10 protein-coding genes are annotated in these 12,467 nt (G+C 62.4%); 8 read left to right on the top strand and 2 right to left on the bottom strand.

Going from position 1 to position 12,467, the window contains the following annotated elements; genetic code table 11:
* Positions 1-104: 104 nt before the first annotated feature.
* Positions 105-2,204, bottom strand: coding sequence for a TonB-dependent receptor (locus C8K58_RS09445; protein WP_108573637.1), 2,100 nt, complete (start codon positions 2,202-2,204; stop codon positions 105-107).
* A 284-nt stretch (positions 2,205-2,488) separates the two neighbouring features.
* Between C8K58_RS09445 and C8K58_RS09440 the strand changes: the two genes are divergently transcribed.
* Genes C8K58_RS09440 through C8K58_RS09410 form a run of 7 tightly spaced genes read left to right on the top strand, consistent with a single transcriptional unit; the run spans position 2,489 to position 10,583 of the window.
* Positions 2,489-4,246 carry a carbamoyltransferase gene (locus tag C8K58_RS09440; protein ID WP_027604944.1) on the top strand — a complete coding sequence of 586 codons (1,758 nt, stop codon included), beginning with the start codon at positions 2,489-2,491 and terminating at the stop codon, positions 4,244-4,246.
* Positions 4,230-5,360, top strand: coding sequence for a glycosyltransferase (locus tag C8K58_RS09435; RefSeq protein WP_108573636.1), 1,131 nt, complete (start codon positions 4,230-4,232; stop codon positions 5,358-5,360). The genes C8K58_RS09440 and C8K58_RS09435 overlap by 17 nt, the downstream gene beginning before the upstream one ends.
* The gene (locus C8K58_RS09430; protein ID WP_108573635.1) at positions 5,360-6,256 is read left to right on the top strand and encodes a GNAT family N-acetyltransferase; all 897 of its coding nucleotides are present in this window, start codon (positions 5,360-5,362) and stop codon (positions 6,254-6,256) included. The genes C8K58_RS09435 and C8K58_RS09430 overlap by 1 nt, the downstream gene beginning before the upstream one ends.
* Complete coding sequence (locus C8K58_RS09425) at positions 6,253-7,650, top strand: PIG-L deacetylase family protein (RefSeq protein ID WP_108573634.1); 1,398 nt, start codon at positions 6,253-6,255, stop codon at positions 7,648-7,650. Before C8K58_RS09430 ends, C8K58_RS09425 begins: the two co-directional genes overlap by 4 nt.
* A gap of 23 nt (positions 7,651-7,673) precedes the next feature.
* On the top strand, positions 7,674-8,630 hold the full coding sequence (locus C8K58_RS09420; RefSeq protein ID WP_027604940.1) for a glycosyltransferase: 957 nt from the start codon (positions 7,674-7,676) through the stop codon (positions 8,628-8,630).
* 51 nt (positions 8,631-8,681) lie between these two features.
* Positions 8,682-9,446 carry a hypothetical protein gene (locus tag C8K58_RS09415; RefSeq protein ID WP_027604939.1) on the top strand — a complete coding sequence of 255 codons (765 nt, stop codon included), beginning with the start codon at positions 8,682-8,684 and terminating at the stop codon, positions 9,444-9,446.
* Between the two features lie 39 nt (positions 9,447-9,485).
* Entirely contained in the window at positions 9,486-10,583 is a 1,098-nt protein-coding gene (locus C8K58_RS09410; RefSeq protein WP_108573633.1) for a glycosyltransferase, read from the top strand.
* On the opposite strand, the gene C8K58_RS09405 is transcribed toward C8K58_RS09410, so the two are convergent.
* Entirely contained in the window at positions 10,572-11,138 is a 567-nt protein-coding gene (locus C8K58_RS09405; RefSeq protein WP_027604937.1) for a hypothetical protein, read from the bottom strand. The genes C8K58_RS09410 and C8K58_RS09405 overlap by 12 nt on opposite strands.
* Positions 11,139-11,286: 148 nt before the next feature.
* Between C8K58_RS09405 and C8K58_RS09400 the strand changes: the two genes are divergently transcribed.
* A complete protein-coding gene (locus C8K58_RS09400; protein WP_027604936.1) occupies positions 11,287-12,465 on the top strand; it encodes an O-antigen ligase in 1,179 nt (392 codons plus the stop codon).
* The last annotated feature ends 2 nt before the right edge of the window (positions 12,466-12,467 follow it).

Raw genomic sequence — 12,467 nt, 5'->3', positions numbered from 1 at the left:
AGGCGACCGCATTCCTGTGGTGAGGGGGACAAGCCCGCTCGCCACAGGGGTTCCGGTTTGCTGCGCGACAGCGCGGGGCCTCCCACATTGAAGGTGTGGTGCGTTCAGAATTGATACTCGGCACCCGCCCCGGCGTACCAGGAGCGCCCGGGCGCCGCTTCGTAGTAGCGGCCATTGCCGTCGCCGACGATCACCGAACCGACGTACTGGCGGTCCAGCAGGTTATCCAGGCGCAGGGTCTGGTGGAAGGTCCAGTGTTCGACCTTCTGCTCGAACCGTGCGCGCCAGTTGAACACGCTGTAGCCCGGCGCGGCGTGTTGGCTGTTGGTGTCTTCGACGTAGACCTTGCTGCGGTACAGGCCTTCGACAGCGGTACTGAGCCAGTCCCGGGGTTTCCAGTTCAGCTCGGCGAACAGCGTGGTTTGCGGCACGCCGGGGAGGTAGTTGCCTTTGTCCACGGCAGTTGTGCCACTGGTGAAGTCGCTGTCGTAGGTGGCTTGCAGGCGCGTGTAGGCGAGGTTGGTGCTCCAGTGTTCGGCGAGTTGGCTTTCGATGCCCAGTTCGAAGCCGCGACGCAGGGTGCGGCCGGCGTTTTGGTAAGTGGTGCGCCCTCCGCTGGATTGCTGCACTACCAGTTCGTCCTCGGTGGTGATCTGAAAGAGGGCCGCATTCACGCGGGTGTCCTGGCCAATGCGAGCTTTCAGGCCGATTTCATACTGTTTGCTGACCGATGGCTTGAGCGCAAAGTTGAAGCCGTTCGCCGTGCTGGAGTACGCGGACTCGGCCTGGGTTGGGGTTTCGAAACCTTTGCCCGCGCTTACATAACCGTGCAAGTCAGGTGTGAAGGCGTACATGACGCTGACCGACGGCGTGTTCTTCTGGTAGGTCTTGCTGCCGCTGTCGTTGCCGTCGCTGAGGAAGTGATCGTCTACGTCCATTTCCATGGTGCTGTGGCGCAGGCCGGCTTGCAGGGTCCAGTCACCCAGCAGCCAGTTGGCTTGCACGAACGGGTCGAGGCTGGTGGCGGTGTCGATTTCATCGCGGCCCAAGGCCCCTTTGACACCATGCACCCCATTGACGGTGTTGGAATAACCTTGGCGATCATCCTGGCTGCGGTCGTAGTCGAGGCCGGTGATCAGGGTCAGGTCGCCGGGTGCGCTGGTGATGGGTTGCAGCCAATGGAGGGAGCCGCCATAGAACTTGCGGTCGAAAGCTACCACACCGCCGCGAGCGTTAGCCGGGTTGGCGGCGCCACTGCCGAACCTGTCCGGGATCGACAGATACTGAATCACACTCCGCCGCCCGGTATACCCGTTCACCTGCAGCGTCGCATCACCGAAATACCGCCCATAATTCATGCCCAATTGCTGATGATCGATACTTTTGCGCGTGTTGTACGTCAGCGCATTGCTGCTCACCGAGCGCGGGTCGGCCTTGTAGGCGTCCCAGGTCTGCCCCAGTGGATCCTGGGTACCGTTCTGCTCCAGGCTGCTGTAGATCAGCGCCAGCTTGCTGTCGTCATCCGGTTGGAAGTTGAGCTTGGCGAAGGTCTGGTCGCGACGGGCGCTGCTGTGGTCGCGGTAGCCGTTGGTATCCATGCGCGAGGCGTCGAGTACAAAGCCTGCGCCGTTCGCCGCGCCTTCAGCGCTCAGGTGGTTCTTGTTCAGGCCGTCGCTGCCCACCAGGGTTTCGGCGCCGATGCGCGGCGGGCCTTCGCCATCGCGGGAAAACATCTGGATCACGCCGCCGGCATTGCTGCCATACAGGGTGGCGGCCGGGCCGCGCAGCACTTCGATACGCTCGGCGGTGTCGAGGTTGAACGTGGCGGCCTGGCCCTGGCCATCCGGGGTGCTGGCGGGGATGCCGTCGGCGATCAGCTTGATGCCGCGCACACCGAACGCCGAGCGGGCGCCGAAGCCACGGGAGGAAATCTGCAGGTCCTGGGCATAGTTCTGGCGGTTCTGCACCACCAGGCCGGGCACGCGGGACAAGGCTTCGGAGGCGTTGATGCCCAATTGGCCGTCGCTGATCTGCTCGCGGCCGATGCCGTCCACGGAGTAGGGCAGGTCGAAGGTCGGGCTGGCGCTGCGCGAGCCGGTGACGACGCTGGGGTCGAGGATCAGCGCGGGGTCGTCAGCCTGGGCGACGCCGCACAGGGCGAGCAGGCCGGGCAGCAACAGGTTGAAGCGAGCGAGAGGGGTCATGAGTCAGCCGGAATCCGTGGCGCTTAGGGTGTAAACGCGCAAAAGGGCGCGAGTTTAGTGACTGGGAAGATTTTTATCATTCAGGAATTCGGCTACGCGCCCCATCAGCGCGCTCGCACTGTGCACACGGCGATGCTGCAGGCGACTCTTGCCGCTCGCCGCTAACAGCTTCCCACTGCTTTTGAGCTATAATCCCGCCCTTTAGCTGTTTCCTGCCCAGGCGGGAAGCACACTTTTTTCAGGCGCAACCCGCCTGCATGCAGACTAAAAGAGGCTAGACCCCTGTGGCATTGACGATTCTTGGCCTGTCCGGCGCCCTTAGCCATGATCCTTCCGCAGCCTTGTATATAGACGGCAAGCTGATCGCGGCCGCCGAAGAAGAGCGCTTCGTACGCGACAAACATGCAAAGAACCGCATGCCCTACGAGTCGGCGAAGTTCTGCCTGGAACAGGCCGGCATCAAGCCTTCCGACGTCGATGTGGTGGCGATCCCGTTTGCCCCGATCAGCCTGTTCGGCGAGGCGCGCTGGCACTACGCCAAGCGTTACTGGTACGCCCCGGACCGCGCGCTTGACGCGATCCTGATGGGCAACCGTCGCTACAAGCGCTATCGCAACAAGATCGTCTGGTGCCTGGAGCAACTGGGCTTCGATCCGAAGAAAATCAAGATCGAACCGGTTGAACACCACCTTGCCCACGCGTCCAGCGCCTACCACTGCTCCGGCTTCCAGGAGAAGACCGCGATCCTCGGCATCGACGGCAAGGGTGAGTACGCCACCACGTTCTTCGGCTACGGCGAGAACGGCAAGATCCACAAGATCAAGGAATTCTACGATCCGGACTCCCTCGGCGGCCTGTACGGCGCGATCACCGAGTTCCTCGGTTTCGAGATGCTCGACGGCGAGTTCAAGGTCATGGGCATGGCGCCGTACGGCGATGCCAGCAAGTACGACTTCTCGCGCCTGGCCTCGTTTGAAAACGGCGAGCTGGTGATCAACACCGACTACGCCAACGTCATCGGCCTGCGCCGTTATAAAGAGAAGGGCAAGGGCTTCTACTTCTCGCCGAAACTGATCGAGTGGCTGGGCCCCAAGCGCGAAGGCGACATCGCCGACGAGCCGTACATCCACTACGCCGCCAGCATGCAGGCGCTGTTTGAAAAGCTGGCCTTGCAGATGATCGACCATTACCTGGGCGACATCCTCAAGGACACCGGCAAGCTGGCCTTCGCCGGCGGCTGCGCGCTGAACGTCAAGCTGAACCAGAAGATCATTGCCCGTGACGACGTGAAAGAGCTGTTCGTGCAACCGGCGTCCGGCGATGCCGGCACTGCTGTCGGTGCCGCCGCGTACGTGTCCCACGCCCGTGGTGTACCGGTGGAGAAGATGGAACACGTCTACCTCGGTCCGTCCTACAGCAATGAAGACGTGATCGCCGCCTGCGCCAAGCACGAGAGCAAGCCGAACTGGCGCAGGATCGAGAACATGCCCAAGCGCATCGCCAAGATCATGGTCGACGGCAACCCGGTGGCCTGGTTCCAGGGCCGCATGGAGTTTGGCCCGCGCGCCCTGGGCGGTCGTTCGATCATCGGTTGCCCAAGTGCGACCGGCGTGGCAGACCGCATCAACCACCAGATCAAGTTCCGCGAGCGCTGGAGGCCTTTCTGCCCGTCGATGCTCGACACCGTAGCGCCCCAGATGATCAAGGTCGACCACCCGGCGCCGTTCATGACCTTCACCTTTGAAGTGTCGGAAGAGTGGAAGACCCGCGTGCCGGAAGTGGTGCATGAAGACGGCACCTCCCGCGCCCAGGTGCTCAAGCGCGAATACAACCCGCGCTACTACGACATGATGAAAGAGCTGGAAGTACTGACCGGCAACGGCGTGTCCCTGAACACCTCGCTCAACCGTCGTGGCGAAGCGATGATCTGCTCGCCGACCGACGCGCTGAACATGTTCTTCGGCTCCGACCTGCAGTACCTGATCATGGAAGACATCCTGGTCGTCAAGGACGGCGTGGACCCTTATGACGCGCTCGGCTGAACGCCACGTCCTGCAGTTCTGCCATGGCTATGACGGGCCGTTCCTGGACTGCGCGCGACAGTACGCGAGCCTGTTCGCAGGCTCCGGCTACAAGGTGATCACGGTGTTTCTCACCGGGGTCGCCGACCCGCACGTGGCCGCCGGTTGCGCGTCCGATGAAGTGTTGTTCATGGAATTCAGCTCCAAGGCCATTCGTGGCCTGAAGCTGGGTGCCATCCGTGAATTGCGCAAGATCGCCGCATCGCGCAACTTCAGTTTTTGTATCGCGCACCGTTTCAAGCCGATCTACATCGCCTTGCTCGGCACGCGGCTGCCGGTGATTGGCGTGCATCACGCCTTTGGTGACTACCAGCGTCGCAGTCGCAGGCTGTTTGCCGGGATCTTCCGCAAGCGCCTCAGCCTGCTGGGGGTTTCCGACGCGGTGCGTGACGATATGCGCCACTGCCTGCCGACCTGGCCGGCGGCGCGCATCCAGACGTTGTACAACCGCATCGACGTTGACGCCTTGCAGGCCACCCAGGTGCCTGCACATGAGGCGCGCGACGCGTTGGGGTTGTCGCCGGACGAATGGGTGGTCGGCAATGTCGGTCGCCTGCACCCGGACAAGGACCAGGCCACGCTGCTCAAGGGCTTTGCCCTGGCGCTGGCGCACTTGCCGGCCGACAGCCGCCTGGCCATCCTCGGCAGCGGTCGCCTGGAGCAGGACCTCAAGGCCCTCGCCCGGGAGCTGGGCATTGCGGACAAGGTGCTGTTCCTCGGCCAGGTGCCGGATGCGCGTCGGTACTTCCGGGCATTCGATGTGTTTGCCCTGAGCTCCGACCATGAACCCTTTGGCATGGTGCTGCTGGAAGCCATGGCGGCCGGCGTCCCGTTGCTGGCCACGGCCTGTGGCGGCGCGAAGGAAGTGGTCGAAGGCGTGGGTATCCTGTTTCCCTTCGGCGATGCCGGACACCTTGCCCAGGGGCTGCGGCACCTGGCAGCGATGGACCAACACCAGCAACGGCAGTGCGCCGAGATGATGCTGGTGCGCCTGCGCGAGCGTTTCTCGGATCAGGCGGTACGCGATACCTTCTGGCAATTGCCGCACGTTATTGAACTGACCGCGGGGGCTTGATGCTCAATCGATTCCAAGGCTGGCGCGAGCGTGGCTGGTCCGTCGTCGACGCGCCGGTCTACAGCGATGCCTGGCAACGTTTTGGCGGCAGTGTCGCGACCCACCCGCAAGTGATCGAACGTCTGGCCGGGCTGGCCGACATCCCGGTGCGTTACCTGGCCTGGGAGCAGGGTGGCGAGCTTCAGGCCTGCATCGCGACCTGGGGGCGCGACCTGGCCTTGTCCAAGGATGTGCTCAAGCAGCGCGGCAAAAAAGGCCTGTTCGACCTGGGCAACGCCGAGTTGATCCTGCCCGCCGCGCCTGCAGCCCAGGCGCCCTTGCGGCACTGTGCACGCTATTTGTCGGCCCTGAATGAAGGCCGTTTCAGCGGCCTCAAGCCCCAGGCCGAACAGTTGGCCATGGCCCGCACCCCGGAAGAACTGTCGAAGAAGTTTCGCTACAACCAGCGTCGCGAACTGCGCTTGCTGGAAGAGGCCGGTGGGGTGGTGCGACCGGTGAGCGAGTTTTCCAGTGGGGAGTTGGCCGCGATCTACTGCGACCTGTTCCTGCGCCGCTGGGGCTTTGTGGCCACCGGCGCCGAGCGCATGGCCGAGGTGATCGAGCTGCTGCGCGAATGGCTGATCGGTTCGGTGATCTTCCTCAATGATGCGCCCATCGCTGTCCAGTTGGTGTACCGGGTCGAGTCGCCGGAGTGGATCAGCGTGGAGTACGTCAACGGTGGTGTCGACCCTGAAACCCGTGCGTTCAGCCCGGGCAGTGTCCTGAGCTTCCTCAACACCCAGGGCGCCTGGGAACAGGCCCGTGAAGTGGGCAAGCCGCTGCGTTTCTCCTTTGGGCGTGCCGACCGCGAGTACAAGGACCGTTGGTGCAACCCTGTGCCGGTGCTGACCGTATGAGCCGCAAACAGCAATTGCTCAAGCGCCATCGGCGCAACAAACGGGTCGGTTTGCTGATCGGCTTGCTGCTGCTGGTGGTGATCGGTATCTGGGTGGCGTGGTGGCTGCCGTTGGTGCTCGGTGTGCTGGCCTGGGTCGCCCACGAGGCATGGTTTGCCGACCATCTGTTTTATGCGCCCAACGAAGACTACCGATACCGGTTTTCGACGGATGCCGAGGTGGCTGGGGTTCGCTTCGACGGTGACCGGCTGCGGGTGGATTCGCTGCTGCAAGCCGAGGCGACCCTGGTATTGGCTATCAAGGTCAAGAGTGGTTGGTTGGGACGTTTCCTGGATCCGGCCATTGAGATTCTGGGCGGCGAGAGCACTGACCGACAGGCCTTCGAGCGCGGGGTGAATGGCGTTCGCTACCTGAACCTCAGTGGCTGGGCGCCGGCCCTGATGTCCGGTGAGCTGCGCTTGCGCGGGCGTTTTTGTACTGTGCAGGGCGCTCCTCGGCTGTGGGCCTGGGGCACGCCGGATTATTCGGCGCAGCGGGTCATGGTTATCGCGCCTCATGCCGACGATGCCGAATTGGCTGCCTTCGGTCTTTACAGCCAGGCCGAGAAGCCGTGGATCGTGACCCTTACCGCCGGTGAAATCGAAGCCGAGCACTATCAACGCATGGGCCTGGATCCGGTCGAGGCCGCGCGGACCAAAGGGCGTTTGCGCGCCTGGGACAGCATAGCCGTGCCGCTTTGGGCCGGTGTGCCACAGGCACACTGCGTGCAGCTGGGTTACTTCTGCCTGCAACTGCCGGCGATGCGCGCTGCGCCTGATCAGCCGATCGCTTCGCGCGAGGCCGACCTGTCGGATACCCGCCTGTTCCGCCAATTCAACCCTTTCCCGTTGCCGGCGGATGCCGATGGCCTGCCGACCTGGCAAAACCTGCTCGCCGATCTGCGTCAGTTGCTGCTGACCGCGCGCCCTGAAGTGATCGTCTTGCCCCATCCGGTCCTGGATCCCCATCCGGACCACATCTGCGCGCAGCAAGCGGTGATCGAAGCCTTGCAAGGTCTGGAGTGGCAGCCGACCACCGTGCTCGGCTACGCCAACCATCTGCATGACAACGACCGCTGGCCCATGGGCGACGCGGGCGCCGGAATTGCCCTGCCGCCGCTGTTCGATGACACGCTGGAACTGTGGCCGTGCAGCCTGTCGCTGTCGCCGGCCCGGCAGCGCGACAAGGCCATGGCGCTGGGCATGATGCATGACCTGCAACCCGCCCCTCCGTTCAAGCGTCGTGTGCGGCGCTGGCTGCAACGGGTCTTGGCGGGGCGGGCGCGGTCGCCTTATGGTGAGAACGAGTTTTTCCGCAAGGCCGTACGACGGCATGAGTTGTTCTGGCGTTTGTGACGGCAGTTGTGAAAGGGAAGGTCATGAAAGTTTTGTTTCTGGTACAGAAAGAACAGCGCGCGATTCTGGATCGCCTGTACGAAGGCATTGCCGAGCACTGCGAGTGTGATACCCGCTGGCTGAGCAGTGCTGAGCAGCGCAACCTGCGCGGTTACTTCAAGCGTGAAGTCGACGTGAGCCGTTATGACCGCATCGTGTTCTTCCTGCGGTTCAAGCAGGAGATTCGCCAGGTCGGCTTTATCCGTACGATCCCGAACCTGGTGATCCTCGAACACGATGCCTACCAGAACTACATTCCCTGCAAGTACACGGGCAAGTTCAGTGCCCATTACCGTCGCTTGCCGTGGGTGCGGGTTATCAGTTCGGGGCATATGGTGACCGAGCGCCTGCGCGCCGAAGGCTTCGATGCGGTGTTCGTGCCCAAGGGCTACGATCAGGCGCTGTTGCAGGCCCAGGGATTGGAGCGCGACATTGAGCTGGCATTTGTCGGCAGCACCAACAGCGTGGCCTACAGTGGTCGCAAGGCATTGCTCGATGAGTTGGCCCGCGTTGAACCTTTGGTGGTTACGCGCACCAAATCCGGTGAGGAATATTGCGCAACCCTCAACCGGATTCGTTTTTTCGTCAGTGCCGACGTGGGCATGGGCGAGTATATGATCAAGAACTTCGAAGCCATGGCCTGTGGTTGTGTGCTGCTGGCGTTTGACCAGGGCGCCGCGGAAAACCAGGCCCTTGGCTTCAAGGACATGGTCAATGTGGTGTTCTACAAAGACATTCCCCAGTTGCAGGAAAAACTCGCTGCATTGCGATCCAATCCTCAACTGGCGGCCGAGATTGCGCGCAACGGGCAGGACCTCGCGGTCAGCCAGTTCAGCTTTGCGCGCATCGGCCAGCGCATTGTCGAGGCGCTGAAGCCGCCGCTGCGGCCCCGGGCACCGTTGAGTTTGCTGGAAACGCTGCGCTTGAAACTAGGCGTTTGATATCTGCCAGGTGGCCGCGCTTGGTGGCCTTATGATATTATCGAGGCTTGAATGCAATTCTCCGCTCAAAGCGATATAACGCTCGTCGTGACCAGTTGTGGTCGCTTCGATTTGCTGAAGCGCACGCTCGCGAGCTTCGATCTGTTCAATACAGCGGCCATCCGCGAAGTCTTCATTACCGAAGACTCTGGCGATGACGCGGTACGCCTGGCGATTCCCGAGCATTGGCTCGGCCATTGCACGTTCCTGATCAACCGCCCGAAGCTGGGGCAATTGGCATCCATCGACTTGGCCTACGGGTCGGTCAAGACCCCGTACATATTCCATTGCGAAGATGACTGGGCGTTTTATCGACCCGGGTTTGTCGAGGATTCGAAGACCGTGCTGGAGCAGCGTCCCGATATTCTCCAAGTCTGGTTGCGCAATTACGTTTACGACTTGCAGGTGCACAGCCCCTATATTCATCTGGGGCCGCGCGAGGTGATTGGCGGGGTACCTTGTTATTCCTTGCTGTCCGATAAGCCTGAGTGGCAAGGGTTCTCGCTGAACCCGGGGCTGCGACGTATCAAGGAATACCGGTTATGTGCGCCCTATGCCGGGTTCGAGGGTGAGAAAGGGCTTTCCAGGCGTTACGCGCAGCTGAACCTGGGCGCCGTCACCCTGGAGGGCGATGCGGTCTTGCACACCGGTTTCGGTTTGCATGTGGCGACGGCGGAAGAGCGCTTGACCAAGGCGCGGCGCAAGCGGCGAGAGCGGGTCAAGCTGGTGCTCATGCTGATCCTGGGGGTCGGCATCGGTTGGTTGATCCGCCAGTAAATACGACGAGCCACACCAACGCCGCATAAGGTTTTTTCGATGAGTATTCTCAACATCATGTGGGCTGGTGGCTCTGCATTCGCTTCGGTGCAGAAGGTTCATCAGCAAATACTGGCCCAGGCCGACAGCGATGTACCGGTGCACACCTGGTTGCTTCAGGGCAGCGCCGCCGGCAGCGATGGCCTGGTCGAGCAGGCCGTCGAGTGGAACCTCTCATCCGCCAGGCTCAAGGGGCGGCACCTGTGGAAGTGGCTGATGCCCTGGATGCGTGCGCGCTTCCAGAAGGCCCTGCCTGAGGATGTGCAGGTTGTACTGCTGGATGGCATCGGTGTCGCGCGGGTGCTTTTACCGGTGCTCAAGCACCTGCCGCAGGTGCGGGCCGTGGTGATTTTTCATGGTGTCACGCGCTTGCGAAAAGCTGATCGCAAACTCTTCGAGCAACTCCCGGCGTCGCAACTGACGCTGGCGGCCGTGTCGCAAACCCTCGCCGGTTCCCTTGAGCGTTACCTGCAAAGGCCCGTGGCGGTGCTGCGCAGTGCCTTCGATCCTGCGGTGTTTCGTGCCGCCGCGCTTGCCCGTGAGCCGGCGCGATCCCGCCTGGGGCTGCCGTTGGATGGCTCGCCGGCAGTGGGGGCGGTAGGTCGACTGGTCGACGGCAAGGGGTTCGGCTGTTTGCTGGAGGCCTTTGCCAGTGCGACGGCCGATCGGCCGGATGCGCGCCTGGTGATCATCGGCGAGGGGCCGGCGAGGCCCAGGCTTGAGGCGCGTATCGAGGCGCTTGGCTTGCGCGACAAGGTGTACCTGCCGGGGCATATTCCTGAGGCGGCGACCCTTTATCGGGCGTTTGACTGGGTCGCCATTCCGTCGACGGAAGAGGGCCTGGGGTTGATCCTGCAAGAGGCGGTGATGGCCGGCGTGCCTGTACTGACCAGCGAACTGGCAGTGTTCCGCGAACAACTGGGCGATGCCGGCTGGTACGCGCCGGTAGACAGCGCCACGTCCTGGGGGCAACTCCTGGCACGCGCGCTCGTGAGTTCCGGCGTGCAGGTTGTCGAGGCTCAATCGCGGGCGTTGGCGCCGGAGCAGGCCTGGAACGATTTCACTGAAACCACCCGGCGGCTGTTCTCATGCCGCTAGCAGTGCTTGCTCCAGTGCTTGCATTGGAAAGTGTTCGTTCAGCTTCTCGCGCGCAATATAGCGGGCGAAGTGCTGCAGGTTGCGCCTTGCCAGTTCCGGGTTCAGGGGCGCGCGCAGGAAGCGCATGTCGGCCACGTCGATCAGGCCCATTTCATTGTCCGGTGTCACGACAATATTGCCCAGGTGCAACGAACGGAAGTAGATGCCCGCGCCATGCAGGCGGCGAATAAGGGCCACCAGCGGGTCGAGGTTGGTGTGCCAGTCAAAGCCTTCACGGTTGGAAATCTGGCGCAGCGTTTCGCCCGGCAAGGGGCGGTAGAGTACGGCGGTCATGCCGGGCGCCGTCAGTTGAAAGAACGCGAGCACGGTCAGGGTCGGGATGCCCCGTTGTTGCAACTGCGCCACGTTGTCGATGAAACGCTTGGAGTACGGGCGGAACAGCGCGGACGACAGCAGGCGCTTGCGGCGAAACAGCTTGAGGATGTTCCCGTCGGTCAGCAGGTAGACTTTGGGCCCGTAGCTGTCCTGTTCCAGGATTCTGGCACCTTCAATCATCGCGGTTAAATCGGCTTGGGAAAGCCTTGAACATTGCATCGTCGGAAAGCCTTGTGGGAGTCGCGGGCACAGTGATCGGTAATAATGCCGAAAGTTTTGGGTTTTAACCATGCCGGGTTGGCGGGTTGAACGTATTCAGGAGCGGGTGATGCAAGCAAGTCGTTGGGCGCAGGTATGGATGATTTTCGGGTTACTTTGGTTTTTGCTGGCGATTGCTTTTGCCCCGACCAATAAGATTTATCAACAGGGTTTGACGCTGTTCCTGTGGTTGCCGGCGATGGTGTTTGCCTGGTCGGCCCGTGAGCGTCTCATGGAGGTCTGGCGCGAGCAGCGCTGGCTCTGCGTGATGGTTGGGTTGCTGGCAGCTTGGGGGGCGATCAGCCTGACGTGGACCAATGCCGAGGACCCTTCGCGCGAAGCCAAGCGTCTGCTGTACATCGGCGTGTTCCTGCTGTTTTTCCCGGTACTCGCCTGTGGTCGGACCGAGCAGGTGATCCGCGTGATGCAATGGGGTGGTTTCGGCCTGGCCCTGTCGTCGCTCCTGGCGATCATCAAATTCTATGGCTTTGAGCATAACGACTGGTATGCGCGTCTCGAAGGCCTGGGTCAGTTGAGCCATCCCATCCTGGGTGCCTATGTGATCGGCCTGGCCGCCGTGTGGTTGCTGCACTGGCTGCCGCGCGGTCGCTGGATGCAGGTGGCATGGGCAGTGTCCATCGCGTTGCTTGGGTTGTTCGTGGTGCTGAGTCAAAGCCGCGGCGCCGCACTGGCGTTGTTGCTGACTGTCGTGGCAATGCCGGCCTGGTGCCGTGACCGCCGTAGCACGGTGATTGCCATTGGTGCGGTCATCGCGGCGCTGGCGGTGTTCTTCGCCATGCAGTCCCTGGTGCTGGCCCGGGGTGTGTCTTACCGCCCGCAGATCTTCATGGCCGCCGTGCAGATGATCAGCGAGCGCCCGTGGACCGGCCTGGGGCTGGGCGGGGACTACAAGGTATTTGCCGACAACCTCTTTTTCGATCACTCCCACAACCTGTTCACCCACGTGAGCATCGAGTTGGGCCTGCCCGGCCTGCTGCTGTGGTGCGGCCTGTGGTTCGGTGTGCTGTGGCAGGCCTGGAAGGCCCGCGACACGCTCTATGGCAAGGGCATCATCGGCATGTGGGTGTTTTCGTTCCTGGCCATGCAATTCGATGCCGCCAGCCTGACCGGCACGCCGCGGGCCGAGTGGTTTATCTCCTGGCTGCCGATTGCCCTGGCCAGTGTTTTGGTCTGGGCTCGGGCCAAACCCGACGCGTGTGATAAAGTTCGCGTCCTACCCAATCAGTGAGC

Origin of the sequence: Pseudomonas sp. GV047, assembly GCF_003058245.1 — a bacterium.
Taxonomy (GTDB): domain Bacteria; phylum Pseudomonadota; class Gammaproteobacteria; order Pseudomonadales; family Pseudomonadaceae; genus Aquipseudomonas; species Aquipseudomonas marginalis.
The sequence above is the reverse complement of the archived record's forward strand: the minus strand, read 5'-3'. Positions and strand labels throughout refer to the sequence as shown.